At 46.3% G+C, this 24,812-nt stretch carries 25 protein-coding genes and 1 riboswitch; of the genes, 14 read left to right on the forward strand and 11 right to left on the reverse strand.

The window, feature by feature from the left end:
- The first annotated feature begins 33 nt into the window (after positions 1 to 33).
- Together AACV78_RS12495 and AACV78_RS12500 are read left to right on the forward strand one after the other, a co-directional pair.
- A complete protein-coding gene (locus AACV78_RS12495; RefSeq protein ID WP_194067250.1) occupies positions 34 to 471 on the forward strand; it encodes a hypothetical protein in 438 nt (145 codons plus the stop codon).
- Between the two features lie 51 nt (positions 472 to 522).
- Complete coding sequence (locus AACV78_RS12500) at positions 523 to 1,458, forward strand: hypothetical protein (protein ID WP_194067251.1); 936 nt, start codon at positions 523 to 525, stop codon at positions 1,456 to 1,458.
- Between the two features lie 174 nt (positions 1,459 to 1,632).
- On the opposite strand, the gene AACV78_RS12505 is transcribed toward AACV78_RS12500, so the two are convergent.
- A complete protein-coding gene (locus AACV78_RS12505) occupies positions 1,633 to 2,259 on the reverse strand; it encodes a Uma2 family endonuclease (protein WP_194067252.1) in 627 nt (208 codons plus the stop codon).
- Positions 2,260 to 2,428: 169 nt separating this feature from the next.
- Positions 2,429 to 2,575, forward strand: a riboswitch (cobalamin riboswitch).
- A 22-nt stretch (positions 2,576 to 2,597) separates the two neighbouring features.
- Between AACV78_RS12505 and AACV78_RS12510 the strand changes: the two genes are divergently transcribed.
- The 3 genes from AACV78_RS12510 to AACV78_RS12520 all read left to right on the forward strand — a co-directional run bounded on the left by AACV78_RS12510 (position 2,598) and on the right by AACV78_RS12520 (position 5,306).
- Positions 2,598 to 3,008 (forward strand): DUF1636 family protein, encoded by a 411-nt coding sequence (locus AACV78_RS12510; RefSeq protein WP_339383604.1) that lies wholly within the window; start codon positions 2,598 to 2,600, stop codon positions 3,006 to 3,008.
- Positions 3,009 to 3,284: 276 nt separating this feature from the next.
- Positions 3,285 to 4,319 (forward strand): cobalamin biosynthesis protein CobW, encoded by a 1,035-nt coding sequence (gene cobW / locus AACV78_RS12515; protein ID WP_194009926.1) that lies wholly within the window; start codon positions 3,285 to 3,287, stop codon positions 4,317 to 4,319.
- A 306-nt stretch (positions 4,320 to 4,625) separates the two neighbouring features.
- Positions 4,626 to 5,306 carry a CADD family putative folate metabolism protein gene (locus AACV78_RS12520; RefSeq protein ID WP_194009927.1) on the forward strand — a complete coding sequence of 227 codons (681 nt, stop codon included), beginning with the start codon at positions 4,626 to 4,628 and terminating at the stop codon, positions 5,304 to 5,306.
- Positions 5,307 to 5,641: 335 nt separating this feature from the next.
- On the opposite strand, the gene AACV78_RS12525 is transcribed toward AACV78_RS12520, so the two are convergent.
- Together AACV78_RS12525 and AACV78_RS12530 are read right to left on the reverse strand one after the other, a co-directional pair.
- Positions 5,642 to 6,481, reverse strand: a complete 840-nt coding sequence (locus AACV78_RS12525) for a metal ABC transporter permease (protein ID WP_194011977.1) — start codon at positions 6,479 to 6,481, stop codon at positions 5,642 to 5,644.
- A 153-nt stretch (positions 6,482 to 6,634) separates the two neighbouring features.
- On the reverse strand, positions 6,635 to 7,354 hold the full coding sequence (locus tag AACV78_RS12530) for a metal ABC transporter ATP-binding protein (RefSeq protein ID WP_194011978.1): 720 nt from the start codon (positions 7,352 to 7,354) through the stop codon (positions 6,635 to 6,637).
- Positions 7,355 to 7,443: 89 nt separating this feature from the next.
- Between AACV78_RS12530 and AACV78_RS12535 the strand changes: the two genes are divergently transcribed.
- Positions 7,444 to 8,466 (forward strand): metal ABC transporter solute-binding protein, Zn/Mn family, encoded by a 1,023-nt coding sequence (locus tag AACV78_RS12535; protein ID WP_194011979.1) that lies wholly within the window; start codon positions 7,444 to 7,446, stop codon positions 8,464 to 8,466.
- A gap of 327 nt (positions 8,467 to 8,793) precedes the next feature.
- Here AACV78_RS12535 and AACV78_RS12540 read toward each other — a convergent pair whose 3' ends face one another.
- Together AACV78_RS12540 and AACV78_RS12545 are read right to left on the reverse strand one after the other, a co-directional pair.
- Complete coding sequence (locus AACV78_RS12540) at positions 8,794 to 9,057, reverse strand: DUF7219 family protein (protein WP_194011980.1); 264 nt, start codon at positions 9,055 to 9,057, stop codon at positions 8,794 to 8,796.
- Positions 9,058 to 9,329: 272 nt separating this feature from the next.
- Complete coding sequence (locus AACV78_RS12545; protein WP_194011981.1) at positions 9,330 to 9,497, reverse strand: metallothionein; 168 nt, start codon at positions 9,495 to 9,497, stop codon at positions 9,330 to 9,332.
- A 146-nt stretch (positions 9,498 to 9,643) separates the two neighbouring features.
- Between AACV78_RS12545 and AACV78_RS12550 the strand changes: the two genes are divergently transcribed.
- Positions 9,644 to 10,054 carry an ArsR/SmtB family transcription factor gene (locus AACV78_RS12550; RefSeq protein WP_194011987.1) on the forward strand — a complete coding sequence of 137 codons (411 nt, stop codon included), beginning with the start codon at positions 9,644 to 9,646 and terminating at the stop codon, positions 10,052 to 10,054.
- 233 nt (positions 10,055 to 10,287) lie between these two features.
- Here AACV78_RS12550 and AACV78_RS12555 read toward each other — a convergent pair whose 3' ends face one another.
- A complete protein-coding gene (locus AACV78_RS12555) occupies positions 10,288 to 10,488 on the reverse strand; it encodes a heavy-metal-associated domain-containing protein (protein WP_194011982.1) in 201 nt (66 codons plus the stop codon).
- A 190-nt stretch (positions 10,489 to 10,678) separates the two neighbouring features.
- Positions 10,679 to 11,443: a sulfotransferase domain-containing protein gene (locus AACV78_RS12560; protein WP_194011983.1), complete on the reverse strand. Its 765-nt coding sequence runs from the start codon at positions 11,441 to 11,443 to the stop codon at positions 10,679 to 10,681.
- Between the two features lie 331 nt (positions 11,444 to 11,774).
- Here AACV78_RS12560 and AACV78_RS12565 point away from each other — a divergent pair, with 331 nt between their 5' ends.
- Complete coding sequence (locus AACV78_RS12565; protein ID WP_194012492.1) at positions 11,775 to 11,927, forward strand: hypothetical protein; 153 nt, start codon at positions 11,775 to 11,777, stop codon at positions 11,925 to 11,927.
- A 64-nt stretch (positions 11,928 to 11,991) separates the two neighbouring features.
- Here AACV78_RS12565 and AACV78_RS12570 read toward each other — a convergent pair whose 3' ends face one another.
- On the reverse strand, positions 11,992 to 12,189 hold the full coding sequence (locus AACV78_RS12570; protein WP_194012493.1) for a hypothetical protein: 198 nt from the start codon (positions 12,187 to 12,189) through the stop codon (positions 11,992 to 11,994).
- A gap of 26 nt (positions 12,190 to 12,215) precedes the next feature.
- Between AACV78_RS12570 and hpsA the strand changes: the two genes are divergently transcribed.
- The 5 genes from hpsA to AACV78_RS12595 all read left to right on the forward strand — a co-directional run bounded on the left by hpsA (position 12,216) and on the right by AACV78_RS12595 (position 20,860).
- Positions 12,216 to 17,258 carry a hormogonium polysaccharide biosynthesis protein HpsA gene (gene hpsA, locus AACV78_RS12575; protein ID WP_194012494.1) on the forward strand — a complete coding sequence of 1,681 codons (5,043 nt, stop codon included), beginning with the start codon at positions 12,216 to 12,218 and terminating at the stop codon, positions 17,256 to 17,258.
- A gap of 40 nt (positions 17,259 to 17,298) precedes the next feature.
- Positions 17,299 to 17,907 (forward strand): hormogonium polysaccharide secretion pseudopilin HpsB, encoded by a 609-nt coding sequence (hpsB, locus tag AACV78_RS12580; protein ID WP_194012495.1) that lies wholly within the window; start codon positions 17,299 to 17,301, stop codon positions 17,905 to 17,907.
- Between the two features lie 45 nt (positions 17,908 to 17,952).
- Positions 17,953 to 19,008, forward strand: a complete 1,056-nt coding sequence (hpsC, locus tag AACV78_RS12585; RefSeq protein ID WP_194012496.1) for a hormogonium polysaccharide secretion pseudopilin HpsC — start codon at positions 17,953 to 17,955, stop codon at positions 19,006 to 19,008.
- 60 nt (positions 19,009 to 19,068) lie between these two features.
- A complete protein-coding gene (locus AACV78_RS12590) occupies positions 19,069 to 19,692 on the forward strand; it encodes a pilus assembly FimT family protein (protein WP_194012497.1) in 624 nt (207 codons plus the stop codon).
- 526 nt (positions 19,693 to 20,218) lie between these two features.
- Positions 20,219 to 20,860 (forward strand): prepilin-type N-terminal cleavage/methylation domain-containing protein, encoded by a 642-nt coding sequence (locus AACV78_RS12595; RefSeq protein ID WP_194012498.1) that lies wholly within the window; start codon positions 20,219 to 20,221, stop codon positions 20,858 to 20,860.
- Positions 20,861 to 21,194: 334 nt separating this feature from the next.
- On the opposite strand, the gene AACV78_RS12600 is transcribed toward AACV78_RS12595, so the two are convergent.
- On the reverse strand, positions 21,195 to 21,446 hold the full coding sequence (locus AACV78_RS12600; RefSeq protein WP_194012499.1) for a hypothetical protein: 252 nt from the start codon (positions 21,444 to 21,446) through the stop codon (positions 21,195 to 21,197).
- A gap of 120 nt (positions 21,447 to 21,566) precedes the next feature.
- Between AACV78_RS12600 and AACV78_RS12605 the strand changes: the two genes are divergently transcribed.
- Positions 21,567 to 22,145: a transposase gene (locus AACV78_RS12605; RefSeq protein WP_194012500.1), complete on the forward strand. Its 579-nt coding sequence runs from the start codon at positions 21,567 to 21,569 to the stop codon at positions 22,143 to 22,145.
- 106 nt (positions 22,146 to 22,251) lie between these two features.
- Here AACV78_RS12605 and AACV78_RS12610 read toward each other — a convergent pair whose 3' ends face one another.
- A complete protein-coding gene (locus AACV78_RS12610) occupies positions 22,252 to 22,425 on the reverse strand; it encodes a hypothetical protein (protein ID WP_194012501.1) in 174 nt (57 codons plus the stop codon).
- A gap of 127 nt (positions 22,426 to 22,552) precedes the next feature.
- The gene (locus AACV78_RS12615; protein WP_194074292.1) at positions 22,553 to 24,430 is read right to left on the reverse strand and encodes a peptidoglycan D,D-transpeptidase FtsI family protein; all 1,878 of its coding nucleotides are present in this window, start codon (positions 24,428 to 24,430) and stop codon (positions 22,553 to 22,555) included.
- Between the last annotated feature and the right edge of the window lie 382 nt (positions 24,431 to 24,812).

Genomic DNA, 24,812 nt, shown 5'->3' on the forward strand with positions numbered 1-24,812 from the left:
GTCGTTATAGTTTAAAAAACTAAGGAATTTTATATGGAACCTGTAACATTGACAGCCGGGGCGATCGCAACTTTGGTATTAATCAAAGCCACGGAGACAGCTACAGAGAAGGCTACTGAACAGCTAGGCAAGCTAGTTGTTGAAAAAGGCCATAATTTGCTATCATTGCTTAAAAGGGAGTCGCCAAGTACAGCAACGGCTATAGAACTATCTCAACAGCAGCCCTTAGATTATAGAAAAGCTGTTCTTGAGTTAGAAGCAGCCACGAACCCGGAAGTCGCTAAAGCAGTCGAGGAAGTAGATACAGCAGTAGGTAAAGATGCAAAACTGGCCTCAGCCGTTAAAGCTTTGACGAATGCACTTCAATCTCAGCCACCAAGTGTCCAGAATTATGGGAAGATAGCAGAGGAAATCAAAGAAATTAAAGCTCTTATTCAGGGGAATGTTTATGGTGACATTAACATCGTCTGACCAAAGTCGCCCAATGGTGGGAAAAAAATTAATAAGCTAGGTAATGGTGCAATGAGGGAATCGGGTCTATTTGCTTTATTTGGTTTTCTGGGAGTAATTATTATACCAATACTAATAGTAGGCTTGCAATATCGTTATTATCCTCCAACAGAAACACCACGACTTCCTCCTCCTACGCAAAATGAGGGGACTAAAAACGAAGTTATAACCTCAACTCCAGCGGCAGATTCATTACCGCCAGTTTCGTCACCGCTCACTCCACCTAAAACACCTGATATTGACAAAAAACCTTTCGTAGAACCCAAAATATCCAGAAATCCAAATATTGGCATTTTAAAAGAAAGTCGCATTTTTAGCGATCGGCTCACATCCAAAAACCCCGAAAGAACTTACTTTTTCACTATAGATAAGTCAAGCAATGTCAGTCTTTACTTAGATCAAGTAACTAACCAAGTTGGAATGTGGCTTTATGTTGACACAAATGGTAATAAAATTATAGATTCTGGAGAGCAGATAGATAGTACCTCGGCTTATAGTAATTCTACCGGAACAATTAGTAGAACTTTAGGGCCAGACAACTATATTGCTACTGTTAAATTTCAAGGTAGCAATACTGACTATAACTTTCAAATTGTTAACGATACAAATGATGCAACTAATGTTAAATCATTGCAAGAACGTAAGACTTTTACTGATACTCTTTCTTTGACTCGTAAAAATCGCCAAAAATATTACTTATTTAGTTTGGAAAGTACCAGTAGTGTCAATATAATTTTAGATCAAGTAACTAACCAAGTTGGAATCTGGCTATATGTTGATACAAATGGTAATGGAGTTATAGATCCTGGAGAACAGATAGATAGTGCTTCGGCTTATATCAATTCAGCCGGAACAATTCAGAAAAACTTAGGTAAGGATGACTATATTCTTCAGGTTCGAGAAACAGGAGGGAACACAAAATATACTTTAACTATGACTTCTCAATAGTTAATAAAAAATTGTCCCTATGATTATTTCTTAGTGTCCGAAAACTTTCCTAAAAATTATCAAATTTCATAATGCTTCCGGGATTTTACTTGTTCTCCCAGTCCGCGAAGGCGGACTTTGTTTGTGTAGACGCGATTTCCAATCGCCCCGAAATTAGTGGTTTTAATATCACCCTCACTCCTCAGATTTAGACTCAGATTCAAAATCCACGCGGTCGTAAATATCACCCAACCGCATCTCAAACTCCACACAACTCAATTGTAATACCGTATCAGCACCATCATACTCAGACAAAATCCACTTATTATCATCCGTCTTGCAAAAATGTTCAACGTGCATCTCGTATTGATCGATCAAAACATACTCTCGAAAACTAGGAATAGAACGGAAAAGCTTAAACTTGCCGCCCCTGTCATAATCCTCCGTCGATGGCGATAAAACCTCAGCCACCATCACCGCATTAGTAATCGTATCTTTCCTGCCCTCAGCAAACTCCAATTTCCCCGCCACCAACATTACATCAGGATAAGTATAAACCCGCTTCGACGGTATCCACAAACGCAAATCGTTGATAAATACTCGATACGGTTGTCCTTTCGTAGCAAAATTTAGTGTACCGCTCAAATTAAGAGCTATTTGATTGTGATTTGGTGTTCCGCCTGTCATAGGGATTATCCTGCCATCCTGATATTCACTTCTAAATTCTGCGGCTTCTTCCAGTTTTAAATACTCTTCAGGAGAGTAATAAGTATGTACTTTTTCCTCAACTACTTGTTCGCGGATTTCTGTTAATGCGGTCATCGTATATCCTCGGACGATCGTACTTACAATTATACAGGAATTCAATCCTTAAAAAATTGGAATGTCAGGACTAAAATCCTTACTAAGAACGGGGTTGATTTATGTGTGTAGATATTAAAACTTGCTTTTACCAAGATAACTTTTTTGGAAAAGGGCGCCAAGTGCGGTATGATGTGAAATTGCGATCGGTTCTAGCGGGGAGCAGCCGCTAGAGGAAACGGGGAAAGTTCGGTGCAAGTCCGGCGCTGTCCCGCAACTGTAATGAAACCCTTGTGGTTTATAAAGTCAGAATGCCCGCCGATATCTAACTCACTTTTGAACGCATCTGCGAGGTACGGATGATGGATGGAATTAATGCGACTGTACGCACAAAGCACAGTCTGTTTGTTTGTACTGCTTGCGCTAGTATTTGGAAAGACGGCAAGCGCGAAGGCAAAAGCGGCGGCCAACAATTTATGGAAGATTTATCGAAACTCGCTAAAGATTGGGAGTTTTGCGATCGATTTGAGATTCAAGAGGTTGAGTGCATGAGTGCTTGCAGTCACTCTTGTGCTGTGTCTTTTGCTGCTGCTGGAAAGTACACTTATCTATTTGGTGATTTGCCTGCAAATGAGCCAGAAAGCATCGAGGCTGTACTGGAATGCGCGGGTCAATACTATGTTAAACCGGATGGTTTGTTGCCTTGGTCAGAGCGTCCTCAAGCTCTGAAAAAAGGCGTTTTGGCTAAGATTCCGCCGCTGGGGAATTAGAGCATTTTCTCGTTACCAGGCTCTGCTTATTGGTGACAACTTAACGTCAAGCCGACCGGATCTCTTGTTTTTATCAAAATCTAGATCCCCCCTAACCCCCCTTAATAAGGGGGGGACAAGAAATATGCTCAAAGTCCCCCTTCTTAAGGGGGATTTAGGGGGATCTAGACTTCGCATAAAAACGACATTTATTGTGGGTTTTAGTCTTAAATTCTCACCTATGGGCAGAGCCTGGGAACGAAAGATCCCATCACAAAACAAAAAACAAAATTATCAATGCACAAAATTCCTGTTACGGTGATCACTGGTTTTCTCGGTAGCGGCAAAACTACCTTAATTCGCCATTTGTTGCAAAACAATCAAGGCCGCCGCATCGCAGTTTTAGTCAACGAATTTGGCGAAATCGGAATTGACGGAGAGTTGCTGCGCGATTGCCAAGTTTGCGATGAAGAAGAAACTGTCAGCAGCAATATTGTTGAACTGACAAATGGTTGTCTTTGCTGCACTGTTCAAGAGGAATTCTTGCCGACTATGCAGGAGTTGTTGAAGCGCAAGGATAAGATTGATTGTATCTTGATTGAGACTTCTGGCTTGGCACTTCCTAAGCCTTTGATTCAAGCTTTTCGCTGGCCGGAAATTCGCACGGGCGCTACTGTTGACGGTGTGGTTGCTGTTGTTGATTGCGAAGCTATTGCTAGCGGTAATTTTGTCGGTGATATTGATGCTTTGATAGCGCAGCGGCAGGCTGATGATAGTTTGGATCACGAAACTCCGATCGAGGAATTGTTTGAAGACCAGTTGGCCTGTGCTGATATGGTACTGTTAACGAAGGTCGATCGCGTGGATGCGGAAACTCAACAGAAAGTTCAAACCTGGTTGCAGCAAGAGTTGCGCCCGAGTGTAAAAATTGTTGCGTCTAAGGGTGGCGAAATTAACCCTGATGTGCTGTTGGGATTTAATGCGGCGGTTGAGGATGATTTGGAGTCCCGCCCCAGTCACCACGACACGGAGGAGGAACACGAGCACGATGATGATATTAACTCGACTTTCTTTATTGCCGATCGCGAATTTGAACCCGAAGCTTTGGTGAAAAAGCTGAAAGCCTTGATGCTGCAGGAAGAAATCTATCGGATTAAGGGGTTTGTGGCGGTTCCCAAGAAGCCGATGCGGATGGTGTTGCAAGGTGTGGGCGATCGTATAGAATATTTTTACGATCGCCCTTGGCAACCTTCCGAACTCCGTCAAACCAAATTAGTGCTGATCGGAAGAGAGTTGGAGCGCGATCGAATTGCAGCTATAATTAGCAGTTAATTATCCGAAATTATTAGTCATACCGCGTGCGCTCGACCTCACTACAAACGGTTCGTAGTGCGGACTTGCATACGCTTTATGCTGCAGACACTGACAAAGGCAGGCGCGAACAACTTTGATGGCGGTTAATAATAATCGCCCGCGATATCAGCATCAACAACGATTCGCTCCAAACACAAACAATTGAAAATTTAGTCTTGACAAAATGCTAGATTACGATAACATTTTAGTCAAGGACTGAATTCCTCACTACTAACCCATTTTATCGCAGGTTTGCTGCACTATCCTTAAGGGCGATCGACAATTATGAACAAACAGCAATTTCTCGAACAACTCAACAGCATTCTCGACCAAAACCACCTGCTGAAACACCCATTCTACCAAATGTGGAACGAAGGCAAACTAGACATCGCAATGCTGCAAGAATACGCACAAGAATACTACCTGCAAGTCCACAACTTCCCCACCTACGTCAGCGCTACCCACGCCGCCTGCGACGACATCAAAATTCGTCAAATGCTCCTCGAAAACCTGATAGAAGAAGAAAGAGGCGCTGCAAATCACCCCGAACTGTGGCTGCGCTTTGCCGAAGGTTTGGGTTTAGACAGAAACGCAGTTCTCGAACGCGAACACTTAGGAAAAACCACCGAATCCGTCCGCATTCTCAAAGACTTAGCCCGCAGCGAATCTCCCGCCAAAGGTTTAGCCGCCCTTTACGCTTACGAAGCACAAATCCCCGAAGTTTCCACAACCAAAATCGCTGGTTTAAAGGAATTTTACGGCATCGATTCACAAGCAGCTTTATCTTTCTTTCAAGTTCACGAAAAAGCCGACGAGTTCCACTCCGAAGCCACTCGCGAAGCTTTGTTACAGGTTTGTGAAACTGAAGAAGCACAACAGGAAGCACTGTTAGCTGCTGAGAAAGCAACTTCTGCTCTTAATTTACTGCTTGATGGGGTTTACGAAACCTATTGTCAAGCTAAGTAAGCTTCAGTTGACAGTTGACTGTTGACAGTTGACTGTTGACTGTTGCTTTCTGGTAAAAAACGCATATTTGCAGGGCGGGTTGAAAAGCATTGGTGTCAACTTACTGTCAAACGTAGTAATAACTTTCTTGTTTGACGACTGGCCCAGATCCCCCCTTAGCTTGCCCCCTACTCGACCCCTACTCCCCTTAAAAAGGGGGGAACCGGAAAATATCAAAGTTCTCCTTCAAAAGGAGAGAACCGGATAGGATCAAAGTCCCCCCTCTTAAGGGGGATTTAGGAGGATCTAGACTCAGCTAGCAGCGAGATTTATCAAAATGTTTACACTGAATAGGACTATTCTCCTCTCTTTCTCGTCAAAATTCCTTGACTGGGACTGAACAGCAAAGCAACCAAAAATAATCCAAACACAACTAATACAATTGCCGCACCAGACGGCATATTCAAATAATAGCTAAAATACATTCCAGCCACGCTAGCTACAATTCCAATAAGCGCTCCCAATCCCATCATTAAATGTAACTCTTTTACCAACAAATACGCTGTAATTCCCGGCCCGATTAATAGCGAAATTACTAACAGCGCCCCCACAGTTTGCAAACTCGCGACAATTGTCAGGGTAATCGCCGAAATCATTCCCAGGTAAATCCAGTTTACCGGCAAACCTGACGCTTGCGCTCCTAAAGGGTCAAAAGTATAGAATAGCAGTTCTTTGTAAAAGATTTTAACCGCCGCCAAAATTATCAAAGTTATGATAAAAGTCTGCTGCACGTCAGCGGGTGCAACTGACAGGATATTGCCGAACAGAAACCCGTCTAAGTCTAATTTGGTTGTCCGCAACAGGCTAATCAGCGTGACGCTAATTGCTAGGAATGTAGACAAAATTAATGCCATGATTGCATCAATTTTTATTCGCGATTGCGATTGAATCCACGCCATGATTACCGCGCTGATAATTCCTGAGATAAATGCGCCGATGGAAATATTGAAGCCCAAGGAAAATGCAACGGGCAATCCTGCCAATACTGAATGGGCAATCATGTCTACCATCATTCCCATTTGTTGTACAATTAAGTAGGAGCCGACTACGGCGCAGAGTATTCCTAGCAAAATTCCGACGGCGATCGCATTTCGCATGAACTCGAATTGTAGCGGCTCAATTAGTAGGTTTAACATCTATAGAAGAAGGAAGTTCGGCAACGAGCAATGTACGGGATTTAACGGATGTTCGGCAGCGGATTTAGCTGTTGTGTCGCTATTGAACAATTATCAAGGGAAATTGACAATCTCGTAGCGACGCACCCTACGGTTAGAATATTTCAATTTGTGTCACGCGGAAACTAAGCTTAAATCGTATCCGTAAGCCTTGTGAATATTAGCAGCGGTGAGGACTTCCCGGCTGGAACCAGCGGCAATTAATCGTTTGTTCAGCAACAATAAATTATCGTATTGTTTTAAGGTTTCGCCTAAATCGTGACTGATTACTAGCAATGTTTTATTTTCGGCTTTGAGTTCGGCAAAAATATCGAAAATAATTTCTTCTGTTGCTTTGTCGATCGCATTAAAGGGCTCGTCGAAGAAGAATAAATCGGCTTGTTGGGCGATCGCCCTTGCTAAGAAAATCCGCTGCTGCTGTCCCCCGGAGAGTTCGCCAATTTGCCGATCGCGCAAATCCCACATTCCCACCCGCAGCAAAGCAGTTTTCACCAATTCCTGCGACTGCTTCGAGAAACTGCGAAACCAACCAGTCTGGACAGTCCGCGCCATCATCACCGAATTTTGCACAGTAATCGGATAATCCCAGTCAATTTGCGATCGCTGCGGCACATAAGCCACCCGCGACAACTGTTCCTTCAACAACCGCCCCTGATATTTTACCAAACCCCGACAGGTCGGGATCAATCCCAGCATCGCTTTCACCATCGTGCTTTTCCCCGCGCCGTTGGGGCCGAACACCCCCGTTAACTGTCCGGGTTCTAACTGGAAATTGACGCTGTTGAGGGCCGAAATTCCTCGATAATTCACAGCCAAATCTTGCACTTCTAACATAATTCCAGATTTTGAGAACGATTCTTGTTCGTAGCTACTAGAATAGGATAACTCTAAAAGTAATAACGATTATCATTCCAGAGGTAAAAATGTTACAAAGATTGACCGGAAAAACCCGCAGATTGTGCGGTGCGGCGGTTTTGGCAATGGGTTTCGGGCTGGTTGGGTGCAGTTTGGGCCCCCAAGCCAGCAATTCCACGCCCCAGAGTAAAGACACCAACTTGCCGAAAGTCGTCGCCACCACTGGCGTTATCTGCGACATAACGAAGGAAATCGCTCAAAGTTCGATCGACACCACCTGTCTAATTAAGCCTGGAGAAGACCCCCACGCCTACCAAACCAAGCCAGAAGACCGCAAAGCCATTGAAACGGGCAATTTGATTTTATACGGCGGCTACAACCACGAACCAAGCATCATTAAATTAATTAAATCCAGCAGCAATCTCGCACCCAAAATCGCCGTACACGAACTCGCCGTTCCCAAACCGCTAATGGGCGAACACGAACACGAACCGGGGGAAGAAAAAGCAGAACAAAAATCCCCAGCCACCGACGAAAAAGTCCCCGACTCTCACGTTTGGCACAATCCTCAAAATGGCATCCGCATGGTAGAAATAATTCGCGACCAATTGAGCAAAGTTTCTCCAAAAAATGCTCAACTTTACACCAAAAATGCCGCCAAACTAACAAATGATTTAAGAAAAATAGATACTTGGATTAAAGCACAAATTGCGACAATTCCGGCCAACCAACGCAAATTAGTCACAACTCACGATGCACTGAGTTACTATGCCAATGCTTACGGCTTAGAAATTGCTGGAGCTTTGCAAGGAGTGACCACAGAAGAACAGCCCGCTGCAGCAAGAATCGCGGAATTATCATCAGAAATTAAGACCGCAGGAGTGCCGACAATTTTTGTAGAAACCACAACTAATCCCAAGTTAATGGAGACTGTAGCGAGGGAAGCAAATGTCAAAATTTCCGACAAAGAACTTTACAGCGACGAGTTAGGAGGTCCTGGCACCGGTGCTGATACCTATGAAGGAATGCTGAAAACTAATACTTGTGCAATTACTTCTGGACTCGGCGGCAATTGTACTTTGCTCCCCTAGGGCGTGTATCGCGCACGATAAACTTGTTGAGCAAGCAATTATATTTACTGTCATTGCGAGGTTGGTGAAACACAGGGAAGCAATCGCAGAATTTATCGATATATAGCCTTTCTGTGCTCTGATATGAGGTACTGTGCGGCCTAAGGAATAGGGCATACCTCACAATGCTTGATAACCGCTGTAGCTTAAAATTGTTGGTGTGCAGTGCAAGCCCTACGGTTAAGCTACGTGCGCCCGAAAGCTCCCTACATTTGCTGAGTGCACAGCAAAACGCAGCTATCGCAATCGCAGGGGTTTTCGATTGCACTTGCTGCATCTGCGATGAATTTAAGGCGAATTTTCCTCATCATCGCTAGTGGGGGGTTTTTGGCCAATTCCCAATTGCTTCTTAGAGGATTTTAAGTTTTTCCAAAGAGCCTTAATATCTTTATAGGCTTTTTCCGCGCTAATCTTCCCTCCTGTTTCCAGCGAGCAAATATAAGTTATTTTCTGAGCAAATTCCTGCAAGTTGGCATTAAACGCCAAGTTTTCTGGCGTAAAATCACCGTAGTAGCGATTGCGAGGATGTAAAAAATCTTCCCGCTCTTTCATAGGCCCCTCCTAATTCAAATTTTGGTTTTGTCTCTGCTATTAATAGCAGTCTTTGCACTTAGTATCGCGACGCTAACTTACTCTTATTGTATTCCGCTGGCAACAATTTTGCTTTTTCGCTTTGTACTTAGCCTGTCAAGGGAATTTTAACCTTTAATTATCCGTATTTTAACCTTAAGTTAACCTAAAAGCACAAAAATTGGGAAATGCGCTGTTCGCATCTCCCTTGAGATATATTTTACGGTTAGTGAACCTATTCTGAACCGAAATATTTATTTGTGGCACTCGCAGCCTGTGTGGCCGCAGCCCTTGCCGTTAGGATGCCCGTCAGCGCAAGCAGTGCAACAATAGTGCTTGCCGCTTTTTTCGACGGCTTCTGTGAGGGTGACAATGCACAAACAAGAAGGACAGGCGCATTTCATTTGGTTGACGGTAGTCATTTTACTTTCTCTTGGTGGGTTTGTTTCGCTCTACTAATATGTGAACACATATTCAGATTTATGTCAAGGAGAGGTCAAAGTTTTGTAACAAAAGGTAAGCGAATAGCGCTAATATGAAAATGAGAATTAAAACCAGCCGGGGAAAGATGTCACCGAAGTCTGCTGTTAACGGAGCGATCGCTCAGCCCGATCGAAAAAACGATACACCAATGTGCGATCGCCCGCATATAGTTGACAACGTGCGGGCCGGGGAAATGCAAACACAGGTGCTCAACACGGCAAAAGCTCAGCGCATGGCAGAGTTTTTCAGTCTTTTGGGAGATGCGAACCGGCTGCGGCTGGTGTCGGTGTTGGCAAATCAAGAATTGTGCGTGTGCGACTTGGCGGCGGCTTTGAGTATGAGCGAATCAGCGGTATCGCACCAGTTGCGGGCGTTGCGGGCCTTGCGGTTGGTAAGTTATCGCAAAGTTGGGAGACAAGTTTTTTATAGTTTACTCGATCGCCACGTTTTAGAACTGTACCGAGCAGTCGCCGAACACTTGGACGAAGAATCTTAAATTAGTCAGCAGTCAGTAGGTAGGGGCGGTGGATGGTGCGTGTCCGCCCTCTTAGCAGTCAGTAGTCAGTAGTCATTAGGAATTCTTGTCGGGGCGGATTTTGTAGGGACGAGTTCACAGATATCTTTGATGCACATCGAAAATACTTATAAACTCGCCCTCCCCAACCAAAGATTTATCTAAGCGATTATGTTTAAAACGGCCCCGACTAGAAACCAGGGCTGATCCCGATCTTATGCTTCGACAACAGTGTGACCGCAAGCAACTACAGCCTGTTTAATAGACTCTTCCGAGGCTTTGGCATCCACGGTGACAGTCTTGGCTGCTATATCTACATCGACTTTAGCATCGGATTCAACAGTTTTGATGGCTTCGGTAATAGTGGTTCCGCAGCCGGCACAGACGATCGAGGGAACATGAAGTTTGAGTGGCATAATTAAACCAGATATTGTAGATTGCAGGATTTATTCTGCTTTTATTTTAACCTGATTTCGGTGGGCTTTCATAATATTTGTTGAAAGTTTAGCTGCGGGTAGAGACTCAGGCATTGCTTTTTGCTGTCTCAGCAGTGGGCTTTCGGTGCAATTCCGGCAGGGGTTGAAAACCCCGGTCGGATTGATGATTTTAGTCCCAGCCGAAGTCTCGATCGCACAATTGAGCTAATCTCTGATTGTGCGATCGATAATACGCCTTCAATTGCTCGTATACTTTCTCGTCTACGGGCGAATATTGGGTAGCGTTGTGTTTTTGGTAGGTCTTGAGTTGGTGCGGCGGCAAGCCTAGAAATTCTAACACGCTGTTGTACGTGACCGCCGGATTGGTATATAAATCTTCGCTTTTGATAATTAAAAGTTGTTCTTTAGGAAATAGTTTCATCCAAGCTGGGAGTTGGTCGGCGTAGATGCCGCGGCTTAAATAAGAGTGGTGTTGGTGTTCGTAACTAAAGTAAGTTGGGTCGGCTAGGAGTTTTTCTAGTTCGCCTTTTAATCTTTCGGGTTCTAGGGCGATCGCCTCTTCAAAAGATAGCGATTCGTATTTAATCTTAATATAGTGATAGTAGTGGGAAATCGCGCGGTCTACAGGGTTTCTCAGCAAAACTATTAATTTGACTTCTGGACACAAATCGTAAATTCGCTGCGGAACTTGGGGGTGAAAAATGTAATAGGGGCTGGCTTCTCCGGTAATTTTGTGTCGGCGTTTTGCTGCTGCGGGAAATTGGGAGTAATACCATTCTGGGCCTTTGTCGAATTGGAGGTCGAAATAATGTATTTCTTTGACGGCGGCGGGGGCGATGTGGGGATGTTGGGTGAGATAGGTGTAGAGGGATGTTGTGCCACCTTTTTGAGCGCCAATGATGATGAAATTTGGGGGATTTGGAGTTTTTTTCACAGTTTTTTGATTTTTGTAGGTCTTGATAATCGATCGCCATTTTAATACCCAGCGTGAAAAATTGTTGCTGCCCTAGGGTCGATCGACCTCCTAGGGACTGGCCACCGCGCCCGAAGCCTGTCAACTTAATACCAATTTTAAAAAAGAATGCAACAGTATTCTTGTTCCCCCCGCAATGCAGCGGGGGGGCTAGGGGGGGGCGAAGAGTGTTGCACGATTCTAGAAAAATGGTATTAATACCATTTTCATAAAGTAGCGCTAGATTTTACCCCCCCAACCCCCCCTTATTAAGGGGGGGCTAAGAATTCATCCATAGCACGATTTTAGAAAAATGGTATCAACCCAAAATTTAACCCGAAAAACCGCAAACCGCCGGGGAATTACTCGTTCCCTGGCTCTGCCTGGTAACCAGTTAAATAATACCGTATTCGATCAAACCCGCCCCGGCGATGAATTGGAAACGATCGCGATCGCACTTCAATAGCGATCGAAATCACTTTAGGGCTGAACGCTGACAATAGGATAGAACTAGACTAGAGTGGAGTTACTCAGCCCAAATCCTTGCGGAGCAAATCTTTGGGAAAAAAATATATCGGCTGCGAGTTCGATCGCCCGTTTGTCGGTTTTATTTTTTCGCTAAAGTGCACATTTTGTAAATTTCTGCAAGGGTTGATATGGATGTTGTGGAAATTGGGAACAATAAAAGTGGGATCGTACTGTTGAGCAGTATCTACCTGCAATACCATCTCTGAAATTATTCAGGAAGGCGTCAATGTTTAAAAGCAAATTATCCAAAGTTATCGTAGTGCTGTTGCGGCGGATTGCTGGCGTGACCAGATATGGGGCTAAACGGCTGATGAGAGCAATGCTGCAAGCCCTCATGGCTATGAGCCGCCGGGCAAAACTGCCAGTGGCGGGCTTTGTGCTGCCGACGGTGACGATGGTGTTGCTGGTAGTGATTTTGTTGACGGTGGCGATTACTCTGCGATCGTTCGATCGGGCAAATACGGCCCGTAACGTGCGCGTGAACCAGCAGGTGCTGGCGGCCGCCACTCCCGCGATCGATCGGGCGAAAGCGAAAATAAACTTCCTGCTGTACGAAGACCCGCAAAGACCGACGGCTACTCCCTCCGATGCAGAAATGTACCGGATGATATCTGATAGCACTGGTGGTGGTGTTGGTAGTACAGATACTTATACCTTTGGGGACGAGACACGTCTAAAACTTAAAGCCGATCTAGACGGTAACAAAAGTATATTATCCCCCGATCTTCCCATTACCGATACTCGCAGTGTCGAGACCAATGAATCTATAAACACTGCTTGGAGATATCCTGTCGATACAAACAACGATGGTAAATTTGATACTTTTACCCTCTACGGCATATTCTTTCGCAGCCCTCCACGTACTACAAAAGGTGCTAATGCAGGCGAGTTCACGAGGGCAAGAAAACCGCTGGAAGCAAGAACGCCACCGATGTCCCTTGGCGTACTGAAAAAAGGATGTGAGGCAGCAGCAGGTAACATTGCTAGCTTGGTTGGGGATTCCGGTTGGTACAGTATTAATGGCCGATTGTTAAAAAGTTTCTTTGTTTACACGGTTAATGTACCGATTACAGCCTCGGAAGCTAGCAGTTTGGGTGGTAATTATCAAGAATTCACAGGAACTAGCAGCATATCTGCCCTGGAATACCAGCAAGACCAAAGCCGCATTCCCCTCAGCAACAACGCGGTTGTGTACGAAGACGACTTAGAAATATCTCCTGGGCCGCCCCTAAATATCAACGGCCGAATGATTACAAATAGTAATCTTATTGTGACGGGATTGCAGGGCGATGATAATTTAAAACTGTATCAAGTGAGCAGCCAAAATTCGTGTTTTTACGAACAAGAAAATAGCAAAATAATTGTCGGTGGAAATGTGGTAAATGGCGGCTCTGGTGATAATTTTGCTGCTAACAAAGTGCAAGTGCACCTATTTAATAAAGCTGCTCCAATAACAGACCAAAAAATTAGCAAAACACTCGAAAATAAAAAAAGTGGTCAATCTGTTGCATCAAGTGCTTTAGACGTACTTTACAACAACGCAGCCTTTCAGGATCGCATCGATTTGCTAGTGAAGTGGCAAGTTCTTAAAGCCGTTACTGATGACCCATTGTCAGTCCAGCAGAGACCGAAGACTCAGAGCCGGGAGCAAGCACTAGAAAATTACTTTAAACTCACAACTCGAAAAGTTCCCTTTGCTGAAGTGGCATTTGGAGACAGCGGAATTACTGGGTACGGCCCTCCACCAACAGGAACCTCGCCCATTGAATCAGGTAGTAGCGGAGAGAATCTACGACCAGTCGAGAAATGGAACCTTCCGACTGATGGCGAAACTACACTAACTCTCGAACTCAACCAGCTAGAAGCAACAAAGATCGATCCAAACAAGCCGATCGAAGAAGAAACATACCTGGGCGATCGCGTGGTTGCAGGCAACAGCTTGCCTAATAAATGGTGGGACAGCAGTCAAAATAAATTAGTCAGCACAGAGCAACCAGTCCCCGCTGGAAAGTGGAATAGCGACTCAACAGACACAGGTCGCACGCGCTCTTCGCAGATAACACAGCTCGCTGACGTGGGGGCGACAGACCGCGGCAACGGTTTAGGAGAAAAGACAGATGCAGACATCAGAGACGGTTTCTGGGAAGCATCAGCAGCCCAAATACCTAAAACACCAGTCGATGGGATTGGCGGTTTGCGCGTCATCACCAGTGCTGGAGTTTACGATCGCAGAAATTCCTTCCTGCCACCGCCTGTTTGGCTTGATACTGCTGGTAATCCAAAATATGGACGACCAACAATCAACGACTCCTTGACTGCCACAAATACTTACGACGACCCAGCAACACCAACTATTACTGAGCATTACCCCGTTGTCTGGCCCGATACGATGCCGATGTCGCCGCTGGGAAAGGGATCTAAAGTTTATAACAATAATGCTATTGCTGGCAGCCCTCGTGATTCAAATTGGATTGACTTTCTAGGGCCCACAGATGGATCGGGGCTGCCTACCGGAGTAGTCGCTAGTACAACATCCCCCGTTGTTGAGATTGCCACCAAAAATCCCCAATATGCCAAAGGTGATTTGCGGATGCGGGCATCGGCTGTTTATCACTATGCAGAGGAAGGCTACAAGGCAGACGACATTGTTCCACCAGCTCAACCAGCCCAAAAGCCGATAGCCTGCGTCAGCAGCTACTACGACCCCAGCAGCGCTTTGACAGCCCTCAATATCGGCCCGCTACCCAATGTCAGCGGACAGGGAACAGGAACCCAGCCGAAAGTCATCGGCTCTAACAACGGGATCACTTACCCCGCTCCTACAGACAGACCAGCGGGTGCTTCCATTGTCGGGGCTAACGGCTTGCTGAGCGGTGGCGATGCAGTTTTGGATAATCAAGCCAACTTAGTCTTCCCCGACGGTCGCTTTGCCAACGGGCCTTTGCGATCGGCTCTCCAAGTGGCTGACACCGAGCGCACATTGGCACAAAAAGCTGCTATTGACTCAACGAATTGTGCACTTGACATTCTAAAAGGCGCTACTCCCGATCCCGCAAAGATTCCTCACGGGGCAATTCAAGAAGTAGCATTTTTGGATGCCAGAGAAATCAAGGCAGTCGATCGGGACGATCCGACTACCAAGGTTAATGAAACCTTTACCCTGAGCAGTCCTCTTGCTCCAAAGCCCCGACCAGCAGGCTCCCAGGCCGCAAAATTAACAGGAGATTACAATCAGCCCATCGAAGAACGGCAACCCCTAGAAATTCGAGCCACTCAGATTGACTTAGACCAACTGCGGAAAAAGCCGATCGCTCAAAAGAATGATACGGGGCCAAGCCCGGAGTATTTGCTGCCCAACAGTGGAATAATTTATGCTAGCCGAGATGACGCCCTGCCCGATCGCAGCGATCGGACTCTCGATCCCGCGACTGGAAAGATCGATGAAAAGACCAGCAAAAGAGTCAGCCCCTCGGACTCTCTGCTAGATCCAACCCGCAAACCCAACGGCATAGTCTTAATCAACGGTAAGGAACTATTCCGCGGCACGAGCCCGGACGTGGGGAGTGTGACAGATTTGGTCAAGCAAAAAGGCTTGACATTAGTTTCTAATTTGCCGGTTTATATCAAAGGAGAGTTTAATCTTCACACCGGGGGCACTACTGGGCAAGAGTTTAAGCAGGCACTGACCGGTTCTTGGACTACAGCTAATTTCTACGAAGGTCGAACCACCCTTAATGAGAGCTTTGCTTGTCGCAAGGGCGACCCGCGACTTACGGCTTGTCAGGGTGACAAATGGCGTCAGGCAACTGTCCTAGCAGATGCTGTCACCCTGCTGTCAAACAATTACCGTTTTGGCTTCCGCAACGAGGGTGACTTTGACCTCAGAAATAATGTCGGCGCTGCTGCTGTAACACTCCGCAAAGAGCAAGGATTTTTCAACAACAACTTTGTGACTAACGGGCTCACTAGCCAAGCATTCTTAAAGACTGGCGAGCTTGTTGGAACTGGAGGGCTTACAGATGCAGACTACAAAGATGTCAAAAATAAGCTGGATAGTTCTTACTTCACTAACTTCGCCACCCCTGTCCAGCGGCGCGGCGACTTCCCAGAGTATTTGATGGAAGTTTGCATGAAACTGCCTGTTTCTGAATGCAAAGCTAACGACTGGTTTGTCGATCCGCTAGCAGCAACACCAGTGAGGGCAAACACTACCGCCCCAAGCACTAACTGGAAAGCTGGAACAACTGCTACTCCCCCAGCATTAGAGTTGCAACGTTTCCCCCGTCGCGTTGCTTTTAAAAGAGATCCCAGTAGTTATGCTTTGACAAGCCCGCCAGTGCCTTTAGGAATTGATGGTGGCGTTGTAGAAGGCAGGGGCGCTCGAAAAGCCAATTCTCTGTGGTTTGCCACGGCACCTTCCCCTACAACTATGAGTTACGACGGGACTGCTGGTGTGCCCTTTCGACTCAACACCAATGTCAATGATTGGAATAATCAAGCGTGGTTGCCGCCTTCCTCACCAACTGCTACCGTGCAGCCGCTGCTGATGCCGGTCTTGCAGATCCAAACAGTGACGGAGACTACTGGAAGTGGGACAACTCCACCCCAAGGCGGTACCGTTACAGGAACGGGGTGGATAACCCGAGCCGACAAAGACACAACATATAATTTAATCATCGGCTCCGGCGACATTCCTTCACGAAAGCTCAACAGCACTACGGGTGAATTTAACGGTGGCTTGCAAAACTTCCCCCGCTTCTTGGAGAGCTGGAGTAATGGCACAACAAACATTAAGGTTAAGATTCAGGGTGCTTTCGTCCAACTAAACCGCAGTGCCTTTAGTACCTCACCATATCAGCCGATTTTGCCAGCGAAATCTCCGCAGAGGACAGATCCAGCAAGGACTCTAAAAAGTCTTTTCGCTCCCCCAACGACTCCTACTCCTACAGTTACTTATACACCTCCCATAGCTGACATAGACACAAAATCCCCCGGATACAAAATTGAGGGCTTAGGTCTCATTCCCTTCTTCAGACCACCAGATCGGGATTGGGGTTATGACGTGGGTATGCTATCTCAGCCTCCTGACTTGTTTACCCAAAGGTTCACTACTCCTCCGAGAAAGACTGAGCCGGCCGAGTATTTCCGGGAAGTACCTCGCAATGACAAGTGGGTAAACACTTTGATGTGCGGCGTTACGGACGACTCTGCAGCCACGCCGGCTACCAAAACCGTCGATCCTACCAATGCAACTCAATGCCCCATTTAAGCCTCTAACTTTCCGCCGTGCAATTACTGGAGTCCTATTTATGACTGAGCAAAAACAACACCAAAATTTATCCGAGTCACCAGATGGCGGCTACACGATTATCGAGTCATTGGTAGCGATGATTGTAGTATCGGTGCTGATGATCGCGATCGCCCCTGTGATGGCTTTCTCAGTAGCGACCCGCGTCCAAGCGCGGCGGATAGAAGTGGCCACACAGGCGGCGAAAACTTACATTGACGCTCTGAGAGTGGGGGCGACTCCGATTCCAAACGAGACCTATGTGAAGGTTGCCGGGGCTCCGACCGCTCCTTCCGAGATTCCGGCTCCGGCAAACAAAACTAACTTGTACTGTTTTAAGTCAGAGCCAACGAGCGCAGCCTGTGGTAGCCAAAAAGACTTTTACGTTCAGGGTATTCGTTCTGCTGGGGACAACCCCACAGACACAGGCTATTCTTTAATAGTCCGCGTTTACAGAGCCGATGCCCCCTTCGGTTCTTTGACAACCGGACAACAATCAGTTGCCAATTCCGGGATCGGGAACCCTAAAGCGCCTTTGGTGGCGATGCAGACAGAAATCCCGCCTACTACAAAAGGAGGTACTTCGGCTTATCAATCGTTGCGCGATCATACAAAGAAACCGTCCCCGTGATTGAATTTAAAATCGCTCCCCCATTTGACAAAGGAAACAGTCAAAATGAAAAGTTTACTCAGGTTGCTTCTCAAAAGTCAGCACCAACGAAACCGCTCTCACCCAACTCAAACAGAAAAGGGCATGACTCTTGTCGAGCTATTGGTGGGAGCGATTATGGCGTTTTTAATCATCACCCCGATGCTCGCCTTTGTAGTCGATATGCTGAATACCGACAGAAAGGAACAAGTCAAAGCAAACACCGAGCAAGACATTCAGGCGGCAGTTGATTTCATCGGCCAAGATTTGAGCCAAGCTATTTATATTTACGATCGAGCAGGAATCAATGAGATCAATAAGGTTCCTAATACACTTCCTCCTTCTCCTGCAAATACCACAGGTACTCCAATTTTAGTATTCTGGAAGCGACAGCAAATTAAAAATGCTGTTCCTATTAATTCGGCTGTTGATGCAAAAAAACCAAGCGATTGCCCAGATGACGGTAGTGAGTGCAACGACACTTATGTACTATCATTAGTTGCCTACTACCAGATTAAAGATACTACACCTAACCCTATTTGGTGTGAGCCTTCAGGAGGCACTTGTCCTACTCGTATTGCTCGCTATGAAATTAGGGATGGAGTGAAAAACCCAATTTCACCCCCATCCGATCCTGCAAATCCTTATTACAGTCTTGATGAATCAAGCGAATATCCACCAGATAAAGCTTTTGATCCAAGTTTTGACATTAGTAAGCCCACATTAAACGTGACGAAGAGAGCAGATTTTAAGGATGGTGAAGTATTGGTTAATTACATTGACCACAGCCCAGGCCCGACATTATCAACCACTGAATGCGAGAATGCTCTTGGCAATCCTACCGATACCACAGTAGTTCCCCCAAAACCAATCCCAGAAACAACCCTAAAAATAGCAAACCCAGATAATACAAATAGCTTTTACGCTTGTGTTGATACAGCGAAAAACACAGCCAGAGTTACGATCCGAGGAAATAGCCTGCGCCGCATTCAACCCAACGATGCTGCTTACGATGACAAAAAATCGGCATTTTTCCCAACAGCAAGCATTCAAGTACAAGGTTTAGGTGCGCGAGGAAAGTAACTGCTGCCTGAAACGCAATTCCCGATCGCCCGCAGCCGATCGCCCAAACAGGAGAAAACTATGAAAACCCCACCAATATTATTAAAACTTTTGCATAACTCTACCGCCAAATCCCGCCCGAATTTCCACAATACTGCATCCAAAAAGAACGATGCAGGGTTCACTCTTATAGAAGTGCTGATCATAGTCCTGATTTTAGGCATATTTGCTTCCATCGCCGCTCCGAGTTGGCTGGGATTCATCAACAGACAAAGAGTCCGCACAGTGAACGATCGCGTTTTGCAAACCCTGCGAAGTGCACAAAGCGAAGCCAAGCGAAATAAGAGCGATCGAGTAGTTACATTCACTTTATCTGACCCGCCAACAGCTACAATTAAGACAGATCCCGCCCAAAACCCCCCGCTACAAACAGTGACTTTCGATGGTGGAGGCGAAATAAAGGCCAAACAGATTAAACTTTCTGTTGCTAGCTGTCCTAAAGGTGTCTGCACGGATACTACTCAACCACTGACTTTTAATTATAACGGTGTAGTCGATATAAACAATTCAAACAATCCAAAATTACCTCTTGTGGTCACGGTTTCTGCTGTTGGAGGCGGTATAAAGCAATGCGTAATTGTCGAAACCCTAATCGGAGGAATGAGAACTGCTGAAGGAAATAATTGCCCACCACCACCATCCTAGTTTTCAATAAATTTAATTTTAATCTCTAACAGCGATTCCGCGCAAGTTCAGAATTGCTCAAATATATTAATACCAATTTAAAAAAGTCTTGCTAAAATCCTCAATCTTATAGCAACTATCAAAATCTCGCCGCCCCAAACTTAGGCAAAGCCTTTTTGAAAGAATCAACTCAACCTCAAACGTAGTTAGGATCGAAAACTTAATCACCTAAACATCTGCCACACTCCACTCTCCTGCAGGTTGCCCGATCGAAGGAAGCACAGCCTCCGCACCTGCATTACCAGGCAGAGCCTGATAACCAGTAGAACGTCGCTATCAAAGCCTTTCGAGCTTTAGTGCGATCGCAAATTTAGCAGCCCCGCAGCCTCTCATTCACAGCAGATGCCATCCCCCCTGCAACCTCCCAATTATGTATGTAAATTTTATTTAAGCGCCCTATATATTAACCAAACTCAAGAACTAAAATAAATAAAAAATAGCGCCTCCTAGCTATTTTTTTGAGCTAAATATCAAGGAGTGCATTTACGTGTCAATACATAAAACGCTCAAAGACAGAACCGCTGGATCTGCCGCAGGTTTTACAATGATTGAAATGTTGATAATTATAGCAATAGTGGGGATATTTTGTGCGATCGTCACCCCCTCTTGGCTCATGTTCCTCAACAACCACCGTTTGAAGGTATCAGTCGATCGGGCTTATTGGGCAATGGAATTAGCCCTAAGCAACGCCAAACGCGACAAAATATCATGGCAAACCAGCTTCAAAGAAGTAGTCGGAAAAAACGTACAAGTAGCAATCCACCCAGCCGATATTACCCCAGCCCAAGTACCAGCCCACCAATGGAAAAACCTAGAACCGCAAATTCAAATACATACAGCTATAAACGACAAAGGAGGATATGAGACAACACTGCTCAAAGTAGATGAAAACAACAAACCCACAGACAAGGGAACAATCCGGCGGGTCAGGTTCAACTTCCGAGGTTGCGCCGTTTATAAGGGTAGCGACGAATGCGGCCAAACAAGCCTAGAAGCAAAAGGGAGACTAACACTATTCCATCCCCATTTAAAAAATAGCGAACGCTGCGTCATCGTCTCTACACTTTTAGGACATCAACGCATCTCCCAAAGACAACGCACAGCTCAAGACAAAAGATATTGCTACTGAGCTCTAGGGTGCGTCAGGGAAAACGATATTACCCACAGTCAGGAGACGGCAGTACCGTGTCCCTACAAATGGGGCGATCATTTTGTGGTAGGGAAACGGCATTGCCGTGTCCTCCATCGCCCCACCGGGCGATCGTTATATTCGATCGCCCGATCGATTTCACCCATTACCCAAAATCAGGAGACGGCAGTGCCGTGTCCCTACAAATTGGGTGATAGTTACATTCGATCGGGCGATCGATCATTGTGGGGTAGGGAAACGGCACTGCCGTGTCCTCCATCGCCCCGTTGGGCGATGGTTATATTCGATCGGGCGCTCCGGTTAATTTCACCCATTACCCAAAATCAGGAGACGGCAGTGCCGTGTCCCTACAAATTGGGTGATAGTTACATTCGATCGGGCGATCGATCATTGTGGGGTAGGGAAACGGCACTGCCGTGTCCTCCATTGACGATAATTGTGGGGTAGGGAAACGGCACTGCCGTGTCCTCCATTGACGATAATTGTGGGGTAGGGAAACGGCATTGCCGTGTCCTCCATTGACGATAATTGTGGGGTAGGGAAACGGCACTGCCGTCTCCTCCATAGCCGTATTGTCGATGGTTATGTTCGATCGGACTCACAATTTTACCCATTACCCAAAATTAGGACACGGCAGTGCCGTGTCCCTACAATTTTTATATTCCTACTATTCTATTTTTATACCATGCCTTACGACCCCCAAAAACACCACCGCCGTTCTGTTCGTCTTAAAGGATACGATTATACTCAACCCGGTGTTTATTACATTACCATTTGCACCAAGGCACGACAATGTATATTTGGCGAAGTGATTGACGGTAAAATGCAATTAAATTTTTTAGGTTATCTTGCCCACATTTGTTGGTTAGACATTCCCAATCATTTTTCCCGCTTTCAATTAGATACCTTTGTGATTATGCCCGATCGTGTACATGGACTTTTGGCGATCGTTGACAATACCCCGGTAACGACACAGCAAAGGCGTGTCCCTACCCCCGAACAATTCGGTCAACCCGTTCGCGGTTCTATTCCTACCGCGATCCGTTCGTATAAAAGTGCTGTTACGAGATTCATTCATAGGTTCTGCGAAACAACAGAAGTTCCTGTCTGGCAAGATGGTTTTTACGAATCAATAATCCGCGATCGAGAAATTTTGAATTGTAAAAGGCAATACATCATCAACAATCCTCAGCGTTGGGGCGACAATCCTCAGAAATTAGAACATCAAAAAAATCACCCTATTTTGCTAGATTTGCGTTTTTAAACATTGGTAAAAATACCGTTTGTAGGGCAACGGCACGGCGCCGTGTCCGACATTTTTGTAGGGCAACGGCGCCGTGCCGTTTCCTCCATCGGCGTGTTGTTGATGGTTATATCCCGATCGCCCCAGCGATAATTTTGCCGTAGGAAAACGGCACGGCGCCGTGTCCTCCATCGCCCGATCGCCCCAGCGATAATTTTGCCGTAGGGAAACGACACGGCGCCGTGTCCTCTCCATCGCCCGATCGGGCGATGGTTACATCCGAATCCGATCGCGCAATCAATTATTACCCGTTACCCGAAATCAGGACACGGCGCCGTGCCGTTTCCCTACAAATTGGGTGATGGTTACATTCGATCGGGTACGATTTTACCCGTTATCCGAAATCAGGAAACGGCACTGCCGTTTCCCTACTTACTCGGCGCAATCTTCTCAATATTAATCAGCGCCTCCATCACCGACTCCACAATCGGCGCCGCCACCACACCCCCCGAACCGCCCTTCGGCTCATCAATCACCGCCAGCACCACATACTTAGGATCTTCCACAGGCATTATCCCCACAAAGCTAGTAATAATCGCCTTGTGAGAATAACCCCCCCCAGCATTAGCTTTTTGAGCCGTGCCCGTTTTCCCAGCAATCCGATAGCCGGGAATTTGTGCAGCTTTCCCCGTACCGCCATCCACCACAGTTTCCATCATTTCCAAAACCTGCTTAGTAGTTTCCGGCGAAAACACTTGCTTCGGAACAGCCCTCGGAAGCTTCCAAAAAGCTTGACCGTCGCGATCGAAAAGTCCCCGCACAACATGAGGAGTTACCAACTTACCACCGTTGGCCAAAGCTCCGTTAAGCTGCACCAACTGTATCGGAGTAATCGAAAAACCCTGACCAAAAGCAGTAGTAGCAACTTCCACCGGAGAATTAATAAATTGCTCTCGATTTTTAAGCTGACTCGTTACTTCAAAAGGCAAATCACTTCCTGCCGTTTGTCCCAGTCCAAGTTTTTCTAAAGCTTGATAGTAAAGAGAAGGTTTCATGCTTCTCATTACGTGCACCATCCCCACATTACTCGAATGTTTCAAAATATCTGTCACCGTAGAACGCCCGCGAGCGCCTGCTTGTTGGTAATCGGAATTTTGGATAGTCCAGCCATCGATATAAATCCGACCTTCGTCATTAAATACAGTGTTAGGTTTGACCGCACCAGCTTCTAGGGCGATCGCCACATTAATCGCTTTAAAAGTCGAACCAGGCTCGTAAACATCAGTTACAGCCCAATTTTTATAGCGCGACAAATCGAAATTAAAATATTGATTTGGGTCATAGGTAGGTTCCGCTACCATTGACAGTAATTCCCCGTTGCGGGCATCCATCACAATCACCGCGCCCCGCTTCGCCCCGTATTCCTTCATTTTGTCCTTAAGAGCAATCCGCGCCGCCCGCTGCAAGCGACTGTCGATCGTCAGTTGCAACTTCAAATCATCTAGCTGCACAAAACCAGCCGTCAGCCGATCGGGCACCCAATGTCCGTCGATCGACTTGCTAAATTGAATCGACGGCATCGATCGTTCCAGCAAATTCTGCTGACTGTACTCTACCCCAGCTTGTCCCTTCCGTTCCCCATCCACATAACCCAAAACATCCGCCGCCAACTCCTGCTGCGGGTAAAAACGCTGCTGCTGTCGCACCAACTCCAGCCCATCCACCGGAGTATGTTTAATTTGCATCCGCCCCACGCGATCGGCCACCTCTTGAGCCAGAGAATCGGCAATAGTAATACCAGTTTCGCCCAGATTAAACCGGCGCAGCAGTTCAGTTTCCGGCGTATTGCCCGGATTTCGTTCGATCGGCAGCATCGGAGCCAAAGAAGCCGCAACTTCAGCCTTTGTATGGTTGAACAGCTTCGGGTGAGCGTAGAGCGTGTACACCTGTCTGTCGATCGCCAAAACATTGCCCCCGCCGTCAACAATCGGGCGTCTCGGCACAAACGGCTTAGACTTGAGAGTTTGCTGCTGCTCGGCCTGTTTCCGCAGCGCCGGAGCCCGCGTCACCTGCAAATAAAACAAATTCACAGCCAACCCCAGCCCCCCCAACATCAACACCGCCCACACAGCCCACAAGCGAAACTTGCTGCGTTTTAAACGCTCTAGGGGTGGCCGAGGCTGCCTGCTAGCAGTAGCATAAACTCTAGGTTTGCTTGGTTGGCCCCACCAAGTGCCATCCCTCGACGCTTTTGGACGTTTAAAGTTCGGCGATCTGTAGCGGTCAAAACGGGGATCGTAGCTCATATAGCCTTTCTCAAAAAGGTGAGGAGTTGAGATTTTAGATTTTAGATTTTAGATTTTAGATTTTAGATTTTATACCATTTTTCTAAAGATATGCTATGGATGAAGTCTTAGCCCCCGCCGAACTCGCGGGGGGGTTGGGGGGTAATATCTAGCGCTACTTTATTTCATTGGTATTAGATTCTTCGACTTCACGAGCGAACAAGTTTGAGTAAAAAGCATTTTTTTATTATAGTGCGGGCTTCCCCGCTCGCGTATTGTACTCGATCGGGGGAAGACGCTCATAGGAGAGTTCGAACTAGAAACCTGTTTTCTAGAAACTTAGCTATTGCGCTGTTTCAGGGGTGCTTCGGCTAACGCCCACTGTTTCGAGATGGGGGAGTGC

Source organism: Tychonema sp. LEGE 07196 (assembly GCF_963890365.1).
Lineage (GTDB): Bacteria > Cyanobacteriota > Cyanobacteriia > Cyanobacteriales > Microcoleaceae > Microcoleus.